The sequence below is a fragment of the Micromonospora sp. WMMD754 genome, assembly GCF_049315235.1.
Classification (GTDB): Bacteria; Actinomycetota; Actinomycetes; order Mycobacteriales; family Micromonosporaceae; genus Micromonospora; species Micromonospora sediminicola.
The window spans coordinates 1433206-1447038 of sequence record NZ_CP186058.1; the positions used below are offsets into that span (position 1 = coordinate 1433206).

The window sequence follows — 13833 nt, forward strand, 5'->3', positions numbered from 1 at the left end:
CGTTACCCGTTGAGGAACGTCGAGATGCGCTCCCGCAGGTCGGCGCGTTCGGTCCAGGCGAAGCCGGGCCGGTCGTACACGTGCAGGGTGGCGTGGGGCAGCGCGGCGGCCAACTGCTCGGCGACGGCGGCCGGGTGCAGGTCGTCGCCCTGGCAGCCGATGACCAGGGCCGGGGCGGTGACCGCGGCGAGCGCGCCGGAATCGGTCAGCGGGGACTGCTCGGGCAGGCCGGCCAGCCCGGGCGCCAGCCCGTCGCGCAGCAGCTGGTCGAGCCGCTGCCGCAGGTAGGCCCAACCGGCCGGGGTGTTGCGCACCGACGGCGGCAGTTCCAGCGACACCACGTCGGCCAGCGCCGAGGCGTCGCCGTCGGCAACCGCGTCGAGCAGGCCGGTGAGTCGGGCGCGGGCCGCCTCGCCGCGCGGGGTGTCCAGCACGGCGGGCAGGAAGAAGACGAGCTTCTCGAAGCGTTCCGGGCTCTCGGCGAGCAACCGGCAGAGCGCGCCGGCGCCGAGGCTGGCGCCGAACGCGCGGGTGGCCCCGCCAAGGTCGGCGACGGCCCGCAGGTCACGGGCCAGGTCGAGGTAGGTCCACATCCCGGGCGGTGAGTCCGAGCGGCCGTGGCCGCGGAACTGGAAGAAGATCCGCCGCCCGGTGACGCCACTGCCGAACGGTCGGGTGGTGGCGATGCCGTTGCCCAGCCCGTGCGCGAACACGGTCACCGGGTCGCCGGTGCCGGTGACCAGTCGTTCCAGGCTCACGCCGTGCGGGGTGGCGACCAGGTCCGTCTCCGGCTCGGGCAGGGCGGGCCGCCCGGTGCGCGGCCCACCCGGGCCGGGACCCCAGGTGCGGGGACCGCCGTCCGGCGGTGGGGGCCAGCGGAAACCTCTCACCAGGACCCTCGGCCGTCGTGCAGGTCCCGCAGGCCGGGCCGCACGTCGAGCCAGTAGATGAGACCGGCCGCGATGCCGATCAGTCCGAAGAGGCTGATCGGGCCGAAGCCGAGCAGGGTCAGCAGCAGGCAGACCGCCAGGATCGCGACCCAGCCGCCCTTGGGCAGGGTGCCGAGCGCGGCGAAGCCGTCGCCCCGCTGGGTGACCGCGTGCACCAGGGCCACACCCTGGATGACCAGGGCGAAGACGAGCAGGATCAGCTCGATCACGGAGCGGACTTCGAACGCGAAGATCGGCGCGGCGTAGGCCATGCCGGCAAGCTTATGCCGAGACCCCGGAAACGTCCGACAGGACGCTGTCCGGGGTCTCGGTGGGGCCAGGGGTCACTCGGCGGTCGGGCGGGTCCGCTTCGTGGCCTTCGGCAGCTTCGCCGACGGCGTGGCCGGCTTGGCGGCGGAGGCCTTGGTGGCGGTCGCCTTGGTGGCGCGGGTCCGCTTGACGGCGGCCGGCTGGGCGGCCACCGCCTCGGCCACCTCGGCCGGGCTGGGCACCTCGGTCTTCGCCGCGACGTCCGCCGTCGTGGCGGGAGCCGTCGTGGCGGGGGCCGGCGTGGCCTCGGTCGCCTCGATGTCGGCGTTCACCGTGTCGGCGGCCTCCAGCACACCGGCGCCGACGACGCGCTCACCCCGGGCGACCAGCTCGGCGTACGCGGCCAGGGCCCGCTCCTGCGCGGCGTACGCGCCGGCGACCACGGCGGCGGCGTTGCGGGTGGCGGCCTCGCGGAGCTTGTCCAGGTTGGCCGCCTCGCGGAGCTGGTCCAGGTCGGCGGAGCCGGCCCGTTCGCGCAGCCCGGTGGCGGTCAGGTTGGCGGTCTTGAGCGTGTCGGTCGCCTTCTGGCGCAGCTCGACGCCGGTCACGACGGCCTTGCCACCGAGGTCGGCGACGACCCGGGTGCCGAGGCCGCTGACCACGGTGGGCAGCTTGCGCAGCTGCTCGATGGCCAGCTCGCCGGCGCCGGCGGCGGCGTAGAGGGGGGCGGGGATGCGGTTGGTCTTCGGCTGGGTCATGACTGCTCCTCTTCGGCCGCGGCGGCGGCCTTCCGGGCCGCCCGGCGGGCGGTCGTGCGCTCGTTGGCGGCGGTGGTCGGGGCGGGCGCGGGGCCCGCTTCGGTGACGGCGACCGACTCGAGGACCGCCTCGGTCGGGGTGCCCTCCGGCGTGACGGGGCCGGTCGCGGCCGGCGCGACGGTGGCCGGGGCCTCCGGGGCGGCCGCCGGCTCGGCGGGTTCCGCCGCCCGGTCGGCGCCGGTCGCCTCGGCCAGGCGCGCGTTCTCGCGGCGGAACGTCTCGTAGATCTGGGTGAGCGACTGCTTCTGGGCCATGGTCAGCTCAGGGTCGACGGCGATCGCCGCGAGCACGCCCTGCCCCTCCTTGTCGTCCAGCAGCCCGGCCCGCAGGTACATGGCCGGCGTGGAGACCCGCAGCGCGCTGGCGAGCTGCTGGAGCACCTCGGCGCTCGGCTTGCGCAGCCCGCGCTCGATCTGGCTCAGGTAGGGATTGCTGACGCCGGCCTGCTCGGCGAGCTGACGCAGCGAGATCTTCGCGTTGCGTCGCAGGTCGCGAATGAACCCGCCGACATCGGGAAGGTCCTTGCTGGTGGCCATGACTCCACGCTAACCCGGCCTGCTAGCTGCTGCAAGCAAAACGCTAGCCAGAGTTAGCGAAGTCACCCGGGGGCTGTTGCGGTCCCGGTGTCCGGTCCGTACCGTTCCCTCGTGACCAAGATCGAAGTCAACGGCGCCGAGATCGCGTACGACGAGGCCGGCAGCGGCAGCGTCGTCGTCCTGGTGCACGCCGGCATCGCGGACCGGCGGATGTGGCGCGGCCAGGTGCCGGCGCTGGCCGCCCGGCACCGGGTGATCGCCCTGGACCTGCGCGGCTACGGCGCGTCGACGCTGCCGACCACCCCGTTCGCCCACCACGACGACCTGGTCGGCCTGCTGGACGCGCTGGGCGTCGAGCGCGCCGCGCTGGTCGGATGCTCGTTCGGCGGCCGGGTCGCGGTGGACACCGCGCTGGCCCACCCGGAGCGGGTGAGCGCGTTGGCCCTCTTCGGCGCCCCGGTGTCCGGCAACGAGTGGTCCGAGGAGACCGAGCGGCTCTGGGAGGACCTGGTCGGCGACGTGGACCCGGAGGACTTCGCCGCCACCGCCGCTGGCGAGGTGCGGTTCTGGGTGGTCGGCCCGACCCGCGAGCCGGCCGACGTCGACCCCGAGCTGATCCGGTTCGCCGAGGAGATGGATCGTCGGGCGCTCGCCGCCGAGCAGGCGCTCAGCGCGGTCGAGGTGGAGGAGCTGGACCCGCCGGCCGTCGACCGCCTGGGCGAGCTGCGCATGCCGGTGCTGACCGCGGCCGGGGCCGACGATCTGGCGGACATCCGCCGACTGGCCGACCGCATCGCCGACGAGGCCCCCCACGGCACGCGTCTCCCCGACGTCCCCGACGCCGCCCACCTGCTCCCCCTGGAGCGCCCCGCCCCCGTCAATGAGGCGCTGCTGTCCTTCCTTCCCTGACCCCCGGCGGGGTCACCAGAGGGGGCGGACGGCGCCGACCGGGAGGCCGCCGCCGAGCAGGGGGATCTCGGTGTACTCGGTCAGGATCGGCGCCTCGACGTCCAGGCGACGCAGCGCCGAGGTCAGGACCGGCATGCGGGGGCGGGACGCGCCATCGTCGATCTTCAGGGCGACCGCGCCGACGCCCGGGACCGCCGCCGCGATGACACCCTCCGCGCCCACCTTGGCCAGCAACCCGGGTACGCCGCGCATCAGCCGGGTGTCGTCCGCCTGGGTGCCGCCGACCAGCTCCGGGTACGCCCGCATCGCGTCCGCCACGGTCCGCTCCACCGTGCCCGGCTCGGCGGTGACCAGCCGCAGGAAGGCCCGCGCCAGCCCGGTCAGCGAGACGGCGAGCACCGGCGCGCCGCAGCCGTCCACCCCGACCGCCGCCGCCCGCTCCCCGGCGAACTCCTCCACGGTCGCGGTCAGGCGCCGCTGGAGCGGGTGCTCCGGCCGCCAGTAGCCGTCCAGCGGCCACCCGGCGGCCAGGCAGGTGAGCAGCATGCCGCTGTGCTTGCCGGAGCAGTTCATCGACACCCGCGCCGGCCCGCCGCCGGCACGCAGCACCGCCTCCCGGGCGGCCTCGCCGACCGGCAGTTCCGGCGGGCAGTGCAACGCCTCCTCGGTCAGGTCGGCGCGGCGCAGCAGGGCGGCGACCCGTTCGAGGTGGAACTCCTCCCCGGCGTGGCTCGCGGCGACCAGCGCCACGTCGGCCGGGTCGGTCAGCGGCAGCCCGGCCCGGAGCATGCCGACCGCCTGCATCGGCTTGTTCGACGACCGGGGAAAGATCGGCGAGGTGACGTCACCGGCGCCGGCGACCGGCGCGCCGGCGCCGTCGAGCACCACCACGGAGCCACGGTGGACGCCCTCCACGAAACCGGACCGGACCACCTCGGCGAGCGGCACGCCGCCCTCGTACGTCTTTCCCACGAGATGGACGGTACCGACGGGGCGGGCCCGTCCGACACGGGGGTGAGCTGCGACGTCAGCCTCGGGCGTACAAGGGCGGGTGCTCGTGTGCCACTTACACGCCGAGCAGCGTTCGGGCCTCGGCGGTGGTCAGCGGCGGGCGCTGGGCGAGCTGGGCGAAACCGACGGCGCGCGCGACGAGCTGCATGTTGGACTCCACCGGCCGGCCCTTGGCGTACGTGACCGTGTCCTCCATGCCGACCCGGAGGTGGCCGCCGGTGGACAGCGAGGCGAGCATCACCGGGATGGTGCTGCGCCCAATGCCGGTGGCCGAGAACGTGGTGCCCTCGGGCAGGTCGCGCAGCATCTGCTGGGCCGCCACCAGGGTGGCGGTGGTGCCCGGCATGCCGCCCGGCACACCCATGACGAAGTCCACGTGCACGTGTCCGCCGTGCGGCAGGCCGTACTTGCCGAGCAGCCGCTGCAACGCGGTGAGATGACCGAGGTCGAAGATCTCGTACTCGGGGACGACGCCCCGCTCCTGCATCCGGGTGTGCAGGTCGACGATGAACTCCCAGCGGTTGAGGAAGACGTCGTCGCCGAAGTTGACGGTGCCCATGGTGCAGGAGGCCATGTCCGGCCCGGCGTCGAGCACGGCGAGGCGGGCGGCCTCCGGGTCGGTCACCGCGCCGCCGGAGGAGAGCTGCACGATCAGGTCGGTGTTCTCCCGCAGCGCCGCCACGGTGGCCCGCAGCCGGCCCTGGTCGAGCGTGGGCCGCGCCTCGTCGTCGCGGATGTGGACGTGGATCACGGCCGCGCCGAGCGCCTCGCACTCCTTGGCGGTCAGCACCAGCTCGTCGAGCGTCACCGGCAGCGCCGGCACCTCCGCCTTGGCCGACTCCGCGCCGGTGGGGGCAACCGTGATCAACGTCCCTGTCGTCATGCCCGGATCCTAGACCCCCGCCCACTGCCGGGTCGACCGAAGATTTTCCGGCGCGAGAGGCGTTAAGCAGGGGCCCTTCCTCTACCGAAGGCGTTAAGCGGGGGCCCTTCCTTACATCGCGTCGATGGCGGCCGCGCTCTCGCCGACCATCAGGCGGGCGTCGTCGGGCGTGTTGCGCTTCACCACGGCGAGCGCGATCTGGCCCAACTCGAAGTGGTGCACCGCGGTGCCGACGAAGCCGACGGTCCGCCCGTCGACCGTCACCGGCGTACCGGCGACCGGCGGCTGGTCGCTGGCCACGCCGTCCAGGTGCAGCAGCACGAGCCGGCGGGGCGGCTTGCCCAGGTTGTGCACCCGGGCCACCGTCTCCTGCCCTCGGTAGCAACCCTTGTCCAGGTGCACCGCCGGGGCGATCAGGTCGACCTCGGCGGGGATGGTGCGGTGGTCGGTGTCCACGCCGGCCCGGGCCCGCCGGGCGGCCACCCGGATCGCCTCGTACGCCCACAACCCGGCCACCGGCACGCCGGCGCCCCGCAACTCGGCCACCACCTGCGCCATGGCCGGCCGGGGCACCAGCAGGTCGACGCCGAGCGCCACCCGCCGGGCCCACCCGCCCACCGGCAGCGGCTTCACGTCGTACACCACGGAGGGCCGCGCGGGCAGCTCGCCGGAGCGGAACTTCGGGCCCGGCACCCCGATCACGTCGGGGGCGGCCAGCCCGGTGACGCCCAGCGTGTCGAGCGCGCCGGCGGCCTCCGGGCCGACCAGCGAGAGCAACGCGTGGTCGGCGGTGGCGTCGCGGGGGTCGACCTTGCTGAAGAAGCGCATCCGCTCCAGGTAGGACAGGAGTCCGCCGGTCGTCCCCGGCTCGGTGTCCAGCCAGGTGGTCTCGCCGTCGTCGGCGACCATCGCGTGCTGCTCGACGTGCCCGTGCGGCGAGAGCACCAGCAGCTCGGTGCCCTGCCAGGGGGCCAGCGCGGCCAGGTGCTGGCTGGTCAGCGTGTGCAGCCAGCCGATCCGCTCCTCGCCCGGCACGGCGATCACGCCCCGGTGCGAGCGGTCCACCAGCCCGACGCCGGTGGCCAGCACGCGCTGCTCGCGCATCGGGTCGCCGTAGTGGGCGACCACCGGACCGACCCCGGCCGCCCGGTGGGCCGGCTCGGGCTGGTCCCGGGTCTCCTCGTCGATGGCGTCGGCGGCCACCGCGCCCGCGATGTCGATCATTTGTTGTCCCCGTCCTGTGCGCACCGACCGCAGACCCCGAAGAGCGCGACGTGCCCGATGTCGACCTGGAACCCGCGCTGCCCGGCCAACTGGTCGGCGAGCGGTCGGAGCATCTCCGGGGAGATCTCGTCGATCGCCCCGCACTCCCGGCACACCAGGTGCACGTGCTGGTGCTCGCCGGCCGCGTGATAGGTCGGCGAGCCGTGCGAGAGGTGGGTGTGCGTGACCAGACCGAGCCGTTCCAGCAGTTCCAGCGTGCGGTAGATGGTGGTGATGTTGACCCCGGCCGCCACCTCCCGGACCGCCGTGTGCACCTGCTCCGGGGTGGCGTGCCCCAGATCGAGGACGGCCTGGAGGATCAGCTGCCGCTGCGCCGTCAGCCGCAGCCCGCGCGAGCGGAGCATTTCCGCGAGGGAGGATTCGGACACCGTCCGATCATAGTTCGGCCGCCGCGTCGGTCCCGCTCGCCGCGAGGTACGCCACTACGCTGCGCCCGTGGAGGCGACACGGGTGGCGGTGCCCGGCCGGGGGCTGGTGCCGGCCGGCGAGCCGGTGCTGCGCGCCGACGACCGGGGTGTCCTGCACGGCGACGGCCTGTTCGAGACGCTGCACCTGCGCGACGGCCGACCCTGGCTGCGCGACGCCCACCTGGACCGGCTGCGCGCCGGCGCGGCGGCGATCGACCTGCCGCTGCCCCCGGTCGCGGTGCTGGTGGAGCTGCTGCACGCGGTGTGCGCCGGCTGGCCCGCGCGGACCGAGGGCGCGCTTCGGCTGGTCTGCACCCGGGGGCCGGAGGGCGGCGGGCCGCCCACGGTGTACGCCACGCTCGGCGAGGTGCCCGCGTCCGCCCGGCGGGCCCGTCGGGACGGGGTGACGGTGGCCACGCTGCCGCTCGGGGTGGCCGCGCGCTCCCGCCCGGAGCTGGGGTGGCTGCCGAGCGGCGTGAAGTCCACCTCGTACGCGCTCAGCACCGCCGCCCGGCGATGGGCGCGGCGGACCGGCGTGGACGACGTGCTCTGGCTCTCGACCGACGGCTACGTGCTGGAGGGGCCCACCGCCAACGTGGTGTGGCTGCGCGGCGGCCGTCTCCTCACGGTGCCGGCGGCGCAGACCGGGGTGCTACCCGGCGTGACCGCCCACCACCTGCTGGGCCGGGCGGCCGAGCTGGGCCTGGGGGCCGGCGAGCACCTGCCCACGGTGGCCGACCTGCGCGACGCCGAGGCGATCTGGCTGACCAGCTCCCTGCGCGGCCTCGCGGAGGTCCGCACCCTGGACGGAACCCCACACCCCCGCTCCCCCCTGACCCACCGCCTGCTCACCCTCCTGGGCTTCCCCCAGCCCGCCGACACACGGTGATCAAGGAGTTCGCGTCAGCGGAGAGATCGACTCCGACGCGAACTCCTTGATCGACGCAGAACCGGGGGTCAGCCGGCTACCCGGGTGAGGCGGGCGGAGAGGTGGGGGCTGAGGGGCTGGCCCACGGCGGCCATCTCCTGGGCGTAGAGCAGGGCGCCCTCGACGATGCCGAAGAGGCGGGCGCCGGCGGTGACCTCCTTCGCCGTGGCCGTGCGGACGACCGCGTCGGTGGCGAACTCGATCTGGGTGCCCTTGCGCTTGCCGATGTGCAGCTCCATCACGCCGGTCGGCGTGGTCATCAACGCCTCCAGCTCGTCGGTGACCCGGTCGCCGTCCATCACCGGACGCCACCAGCCCACCTCGCGACCGGCCGGGCGGACCGGACGGCTCTGCTCGTCCAGGATCCAGGCCCGCGACTCGTAGAACAGGAACGGCCGGCCGTCGTGGCTGATCCGGATCTCCTGCGCGAAGTCGAAGTCATCGATCGTCGGGAACCCGCCCCGGCCCCGCCCGCGCCACACCCCGATGTACGGCAGCAGCCCGTCCAGGCTCCGGTGCAGCTTCGGACCGACACGCAGGTCGTGGCTCTCCTCGTACGGGTACGGGTCGACCGGCGGCGCGTTCAGCCACGGCGGCTGAAGCGGATTCTCACTCACAGATTCACCACTTACCTCTTGCGATACGCACAGCGACATAGACCAGGCCACCGGCGAGCGCGCCCAGGCCGGCGACCAGCAGGCTGACGAACCCGATCTCGGTAACCATCCGGGCCATCCTATGCTGGGTGCCATGGCGCGCACTCTCGTCGTCAAGGCCACCGCGGGCGCGGACGCCCCGGAACGCTGTGCCCAGGCGTTCACCGTCGCCGCCACCGCCGCCGCGGCGGGGGTGGACGTGTCGCTCTGGCTCACCGGCGAGTCGACCTGGTTCGCGCTGCCCGGGCGGGCGGAGTCGTTCGAGCTGCCGCACTCCGCGCCGCTGGGTGAGCTGCTGCACGTCATCCTGACCACCGGCCGGGTGACGGCCTGCACCCAGTGCGCCGCCCGCCGCGACATCGGCACGGACGACGTGATCCCCGGCGTGCGGATCGCGGGCGCGGCGGTCTTCGTCGAGGAAGCCATGACCGAGGGCGCGCAGGCCCTCGTCTACTGAGCAACCCGCCCGGGTTGTCCATTCTGCCCTGAGAGCCGATCCCGTCCCGACATGTCCCCAGGCTGCCTACCATTCGGATGTGAGTGAGGCGACCGAGCGGTTCTTCGCGTCGTTGCCGGCGCGGGCCGCGTCCGTCCTGCGCAGCCCGATAGCCGGGACCCTGCAGATCGACCTGACCGACGGCAACCGCACCGGGCACTGGTTCGTGACGCTCGCTCCCGGGTCGGCCCAGGTGACCCGGGAGGAGCAGCGACCGCCGGACGCCGTGCTGACCGTGTCCACCCGGCTCTTCGAGAAACTGGTCACCGGCGAGGAGGCGGGCATGGCGGCGGTGCTGCGCAACGAGGCCACCTTCAGTGGAAAGGTGGCGCTGTTCCTGCTGTTCCGCCGCTTCCTGCCCGACCGGCCCGGGGTGCGGGACCCGCGGGAGACCGCCCGAGAACACGCCCGGCGGTCGGTGTGAAGGAACGGGTCAGCATCCTCGACGGCAACACGTTCCTGGTCAGCGACGGGCGCGGCAACATCGAGCCGTCGTACGACTTCCCCACCGGGCTGTTCTCCTTCGACACCCGGTTCATCTCCACCTGGATCCTGTCGCTCGACGGCCAACTGCTGCACGCGCTCTCGATCGACGACTCGCTGTCCTACAAGACCCGGTTCTTCATGGTGCCCGGCGAGCCGACGCACTACCTGGACGCGAAGGTCTCGGTGATCCGCAGCCGCTCGATCGGCGGCAGCTTCGACGAGGAACTGACCCTGCTCAACCACTCCGAGCAGGAGAAGGAGTTCCGCCTGCGGCTGGAGATCGGGTCGGACTTCGCCGACCTCTTCGAGATCAAGCACCAGCGGGAGAAGAAGGGCCGCACCACGCCGACCGTCGAGGAGAACGCCCTCCGGCTCACCTACCGGCGCGAGGCGTTCCACCGCGAGGCCCGGGTGACCAGCACCGCCCCGGCCGAGGTCGACTCGAACGGGATGACGTTCCGGATCCGGGTGCCGGCACACGGCGAGTGGACCACCCGGCTGCACGTCGCCACCGTGATCTACGGGGCCCGCGGCGAGGACATCCGGGCCACCCTGCCGCTGGGCGGGCACCGCTCGGCGTCGGAGATCCACGCCGAGCAGAACGCGCTCATCGAACGCGCCCCGAAGCTGGGCTGCGACTGCGAGCCGCTGGCCGGGGCGTACCGGCGCAGCCTGAACGACCTGGCCGCCCTCCGGTACGAGTCGATCACCCTCGGGGTCCGGCTGGTCGCCGCCGGCCTGCCCTGGTTCATGACCCTGTTCGGGCGGGACAGCATGTTCACCTCACTCCAGGCGCTGCCGTTCCTTCCCGAACTGGTCCAGCCGACCATCCTCATGCTGGCGGGACTCCAGGGCAGCCGGATCGACGACTTCCGGGACGAGGAGCCCGGCAAGATCCTGCACGAGCTGCGGTACGGCGAGACCGCCGGCTTCGAGGAGCAGCCGCACTCGCCGTACTACGGCGCGGCCGACACCAGCGCGCTGTTCGTGATCCTGCTCGACGAGTACGAGCGCTGGACCGGCGACGCGAAGCTGGTCCACCAGCTGGAGTACGAGACCCGGGCGGCGCTGACCTGGCTCGACACGTACGGGGACCTGCTCGGCACGGGCTACGTCTGGTACATGAGCCGCAACCCGGAGACCGGGCTGCCGAACCAGTGCTGGAAGGACTCGCCGGACTCCATCTCCTACGCCGACGGCCGGATGCCGGACTTCCCCCGCGCCACCTGCGAACTCCAGGGGTACGCGTACGACGCCAAGCTGCGCGGCGCCCGGCTGGCCCGCACCCACTGGAACGACCCGGCGTACGCCGACCGGCTGGAGCGGGAGGCGGCGGCGCTCAAGGAGCGGTTCAACCGCGACTTCTGGATCCCGGAGCGGGAGTACTACGCGTTGGCCCTGGACCCGCAGGGGCGGCACGTGGACGCGCTCACCTCGAACATCGGCCACCTGCTGTGGAGCGGCATCGTCGACGAGTCCCGGGCGCCGGCGATCGCCGCGCACCTGCTCGGACCGCGGCTCTTCTCCGGCTGGGGGGTACGGACGCTCGCCGACGACCAGGGCCGGTACAACCCGATCGGCTACCACGTCGGCACCGTGTGGCCGTTCGACAACTCGATCATCGCCTGGGGCCTGTGGAAGTACGGCTTCCGCGACGAGGCCGGCCGGATCTGCGAGTCGATGCTGAGCGCGTCCCGCTACTTCGACGGGCGGCTCCCCGAGGCGTTCGCCGGCTACGAGCGCGGCCTCACCGACTACCCGGTGCAGTACCCGACCGCGTGCAGCCCGCAGGCCTGGTCCGCCGGCACGCCGCTGCTGCTGCTCCGGGTGATGCTGGGGCTGGAGCCGCAGGGCGAGCACCTGATCATCGATCCGGCCGTGCCGCCGGGCATGGGCCGGGTGGAGCTGCTCGACATCCCCGGCCGGTGGGGCCGGGTGGACGCCCTGGGCCGCAGCCGCACCGCGCACGACGAGCACCGGGGCCACCGGCACTGAGCGGGGTCAGCCGGGGCAGGAGGTGGTGACCGCGACCCGGACCCGCTCGTCGACCCGCTCGGCCAGCACCGCCGGGTCACCCGCCCGGGCGTACCGGTCGGCGGAGTCCACCACCGGCGCGGCGCCGACGCCGAACGCGGGGGCGAGCGGCTGGTCGGCCGCCACGGCGGCCTCGGCGCGGGCGGTCCGTGTGGTCCCTCCGCCCGGGCAGGGCGCGGCCAGCACCTGGACCGGCCCGGTGGCGCCGCCCCAGCGGCCCAGCGCGCGGGCCAGCGCGGCGGACTCGGCGGCGGCGTCGGCGGCGGGAGCGCGGTAGCCCGCACCGACCGGCCGGCAGCCGGTGGCGGCCGTCAGCAGCACCCGGCCCGGCCCGCCGGACCGGCCCTCGACCGCGACGAACTCCCCGGCGTCGGCGCGCAGCAGCGGCTCGCCGTCGAGCGTCGAGACACCGGCGCGCCACTGCGCCGGCAGCCGGTCGGCCACCCGACGCAACACCTCCCGGACGTCGACGTCGCCGGTCGCCACCTCGACGCCACGTTCCAGGGACGCGCCGTCGTCCAGCGGCGTCACCCGGCAACCCCGCTCCAGCCGGTCCGGCAGGAGCGCCGGGACGCCGTCCGCCCCGATCGCGGCGGTCAGCACGCCGACCGCCCGGTCCACCACCGGGCCGGCCTGGTCCAGCGAGCGCTGCTCCTTGACCGTCGGCGGGTCGTTGCGCACCGACCACCAGGTCAGCCCGGCGAGCAGCACGGCCCACACCACCGTGGCGGCCACCAGCCAGCGCAGCCGACGCCGGCCGGCGGCGGGCCGGTCGGGAGGGGTGGGCGGGGCGTATCCCGCCTGGACGGCACTCACCGGGCCATGGTGCCACGTGCCGGCGACCCGGCCGCCCGCGCCTCGGCAACCCCGATCCCCGGAACGGCTCGTGGCCCGTCACCCCGGTGGGGTGACGGGCCACGGTCAGAGCGTGGGTCAGGCGGCGACCGCGACGGTCACCTCGTTGATCCCCCGGGCCGCGGTCACGGCGGTGTCGCCGTTGCCGTGGCGGGAGAGCGCCCGCAGGGTCCACGAGCCCGGCGCGGCGAAGAACCGGAACTGGCCGGCCGCCGAGGTCACCACCTCGGCGGTGAACTCGCCGGTCGAGTCGAGCAAGCGGACGTACGCGCCCGGCACGACCTCGCCGGACTCGGCCAGCACCCGGCCGGTGATGACGGTTTCCTTCTCCAGGTCCAGGCTGGCCGGGAGGGGGGCGGCCTGGTCCGGCGCGGCGCAACCGGCGGCGGTGGGAGCGGTCGGAGCGGTCATGTCAGGCCTCCCCGGGCTCGTCACCGAGCGCCACCGGCACGCCGACCAGCGAGCCGTACTCGGTCCAGGAACCGTCGTAGTTCTTCACGTTGCGGTGCCCGAGCAGCTCCTGGAGCACGAACCAGGTGTGCGAGGAGCGCTCGCCGATGCGGCAGTAGGCGATCGTCTCCTTGCCGTCGTCCAGCCCGGCGTCGGCGTAGATCTTGCGCAGCTCGTCGTCGGACTTGAACGTGCCGTCCTCGTTCGCCGCCTTGGACCACGGCACGCTGATCGCGGTCGGCACGTGACCGGCCCGCTGCGCCTGCTCCTGCGGGAGGTGGGCCGGGGCGAGCAGCCGGCCGGCGTACTCGTCGGGGCTGCGCACGTCGACCAGGTTCTTGGTGCCGATGGCGTCGACCACCTCGTCGCGGAACGCGCGGATCGAGGTGTCCGGCTCCTGCGCCACGTACTGCGTCCTCGGCCGCTCGACCGCGTCGGTGACCAGCGGACGGGCGTCCAGCTCCCACTTCTTGCGGCCGCCGTCGAGCAGCTTGACGTCGCGGTGGCCGTAGAGCTTGAAGTACCAGTACGCGTACGCGGCGAACCAGTTGTTGTTGCCGCCGTAGAGGACGACGACGTCGTCGTTGGCGATGCCCCGCTCGGAGAGCAGCGCCTCGAACTGGGACCGGTTGACGAAGTCCCGACGGATCGGGTCCTGCAGGTCGGTCCGCCAGTCGAGCTTGATCGCGCCGGCGATGTGGCCGGTGTCGTAGGCCGAGGTGTCCTCGTCGACCTCGACGAAGACGACGCCCGGGGCGTCGAGGTTCTTCTCGGCCCACTCGGCCGAGACGAGTGCGGTGTCGCGACTCATCAGATCACTCCCTGGTGAGGATGGGTGGTGAGCCTGCGCGCGGGGATCGAGGTCGGTAGGTGTCGCACCA

General features: G+C 73.9%; 18 protein-coding genes. 5 read left to right on the forward strand and 13 right to left on the reverse strand.

Features of this window, described 5'->3' with window-relative positions; genetic code table 11:
* Positions 1–2 precede the first annotated feature (2 nt).
* From ACN27B_RS06760 to ACN27B_RS06775, 4 genes are all read right to left on the reverse strand, one after another.
* Positions 3–890 (reverse strand): alpha/beta fold hydrolase, encoded by an 888-nt coding sequence (locus tag ACN27B_RS06760; RefSeq protein WP_422743957.1) that lies wholly within the window; start codon positions 888–890, stop codon positions 3–5.
* The gene (locus ACN27B_RS06765; RefSeq protein WP_091569207.1) at positions 887–1201 is read right to left on the reverse strand and encodes a DUF2516 family protein; all 315 of its coding nucleotides are present in this window, start codon (positions 1199–1201) and stop codon (positions 887–889) included. The genes ACN27B_RS06760 and ACN27B_RS06765 overlap by 4 nt, the downstream gene beginning before the upstream one ends.
* A gap of 72 nt (positions 1202–1273) precedes the next feature.
* Positions 1274–1957, reverse strand: coding sequence for a hypothetical protein (locus ACN27B_RS06770; protein WP_422743959.1), 684 nt, complete (start codon positions 1955–1957; stop codon positions 1274–1276).
* Positions 1954–2553 (reverse strand): helix-turn-helix domain-containing protein, encoded by a 600-nt coding sequence (locus tag ACN27B_RS06775; protein ID WP_099163518.1) that lies wholly within the window; start codon positions 2551–2553, stop codon positions 1954–1956. The genes ACN27B_RS06770 and ACN27B_RS06775 overlap by 4 nt, the downstream gene beginning before the upstream one ends.
* Before the next feature lie 111 nt (positions 2554–2664).
* Between ACN27B_RS06775 and ACN27B_RS06780 the strand changes: the two genes are divergently transcribed.
* On the forward strand, positions 2665–3462 hold the full coding sequence (locus ACN27B_RS06780; RefSeq protein ID WP_422743961.1) for an alpha/beta fold hydrolase: 798 nt from the start codon (positions 2665–2667) through the stop codon (positions 3460–3462).
* A 12-nt stretch (positions 3463–3474) separates the two neighbouring features.
* On the opposite strand, the gene ACN27B_RS06785 is transcribed toward ACN27B_RS06780, so the two are convergent.
* The 4 genes from ACN27B_RS06785 to ACN27B_RS06800 form a co-directional block, all read right to left on the reverse strand.
* On the reverse strand, positions 3475–4434 hold the full coding sequence (locus tag ACN27B_RS06785; RefSeq protein ID WP_422743963.1) for an asparaginase: 960 nt from the start codon (positions 4432–4434) through the stop codon (positions 3475–3477).
* A 94-nt stretch (positions 4435–4528) separates the two neighbouring features.
* The gene (locus tag ACN27B_RS06790; RefSeq protein WP_099163516.1) at positions 4529–5356 is read right to left on the reverse strand and encodes a 3-keto-5-aminohexanoate cleavage protein; all 828 of its coding nucleotides are present in this window, start codon (positions 5354–5356) and stop codon (positions 4529–4531) included.
* A gap of 111 nt (positions 5357–5467) precedes the next feature.
* The gene (locus tag ACN27B_RS06795) at positions 5468–6580 is read right to left on the reverse strand and encodes a YgfZ/GcvT domain-containing protein (RefSeq protein WP_422743966.1); all 1113 of its coding nucleotides are present in this window, start codon (positions 6578–6580) and stop codon (positions 5468–5470) included.
* Positions 6577–6984: a Fur family transcriptional regulator gene (locus ACN27B_RS06800; RefSeq protein ID WP_091569188.1), complete on the reverse strand. Its 408-nt coding sequence runs from the start codon at positions 6982–6984 to the stop codon at positions 6577–6579. The genes ACN27B_RS06795 and ACN27B_RS06800 overlap by 4 nt, the downstream gene beginning before the upstream one ends.
* Positions 6985–7075: 91 nt before the next feature.
* Between ACN27B_RS06800 and ACN27B_RS06805 the strand changes: the two genes are divergently transcribed.
* Positions 7076–7936, forward strand: coding sequence for an aminotransferase class IV (locus tag ACN27B_RS06805; RefSeq protein WP_422743968.1), 861 nt, complete (start codon positions 7076–7078; stop codon positions 7934–7936).
* A gap of 68 nt (positions 7937–8004) precedes the next feature.
* Here the strand turns inward: ACN27B_RS06805 and ACN27B_RS06810 are convergent, their stop codons facing one another.
* Positions 8005–8631, reverse strand: coding sequence for an FABP family protein (locus ACN27B_RS06810; RefSeq protein WP_422743970.1), 627 nt, complete (start codon positions 8629–8631; stop codon positions 8005–8007).
* On the reverse strand, positions 8597–8701 hold the full coding sequence (gene mtfM / locus ACN27B_RS06815; protein ID WP_013288813.1) for a small membrane protein MtfM: 105 nt from the start codon (positions 8699–8701) through the stop codon (positions 8597–8599). The genes ACN27B_RS06810 and mtfM overlap by 35 nt, the downstream gene beginning before the upstream one ends.
* 12 nt (positions 8702–8713) lie before the next feature.
* On the opposite strand from mtfM, the gene ACN27B_RS06820 reads away from it, so the two are divergent.
* From ACN27B_RS06820 to ACN27B_RS06830, 3 genes are all read left to right on the forward strand, one after another.
* On the forward strand, positions 8714–9088 hold the full coding sequence (locus ACN27B_RS06820; RefSeq protein WP_422743972.1) for a DsrE family protein: 375 nt from the start codon (positions 8714–8716) through the stop codon (positions 9086–9088).
* Between the two features lie 79 nt (positions 9089–9167).
* Positions 9168–9551, forward strand: coding sequence for an SCP2 sterol-binding domain-containing protein (locus tag ACN27B_RS06825; protein WP_099163512.1), 384 nt, complete (start codon positions 9168–9170; stop codon positions 9549–9551).
* Positions 9548–11608, forward strand: a complete 2061-nt coding sequence (locus tag ACN27B_RS06830; RefSeq protein ID WP_422743974.1) for a glycogen debranching N-terminal domain-containing protein — start codon at positions 9548–9550, stop codon at positions 11606–11608. The genes ACN27B_RS06825 and ACN27B_RS06830 overlap by 4 nt, the downstream gene beginning before the upstream one ends.
* Before the next feature lie 6 nt (positions 11609–11614).
* Here the strand turns inward: ACN27B_RS06830 and ACN27B_RS06835 are convergent, their stop codons facing one another.
* The 3 genes from ACN27B_RS06835 to ACN27B_RS06845 form a co-directional block, all read right to left on the reverse strand.
* On the reverse strand, positions 11615–12463 hold the full coding sequence (locus tag ACN27B_RS06835) for a hypothetical protein (protein ID WP_422743976.1): 849 nt from the start codon (positions 12461–12463) through the stop codon (positions 11615–11617).
* A gap of 117 nt (positions 12464–12580) precedes the next feature.
* Positions 12581–12913, reverse strand: a complete 333-nt coding sequence (locus ACN27B_RS06840) for a DUF1416 domain-containing protein (protein ID WP_091569169.1) — start codon at positions 12911–12913, stop codon at positions 12581–12583.
* Between the two features lies 1 nt (position 12914).
* Positions 12915–13763: a sulfurtransferase gene (locus tag ACN27B_RS06845; protein WP_091569166.1), complete on the reverse strand. Its 849-nt coding sequence runs from the start codon at positions 13761–13763 to the stop codon at positions 12915–12917.
* Between the last annotated feature and the right edge of the window lie 70 nt (positions 13764–13833).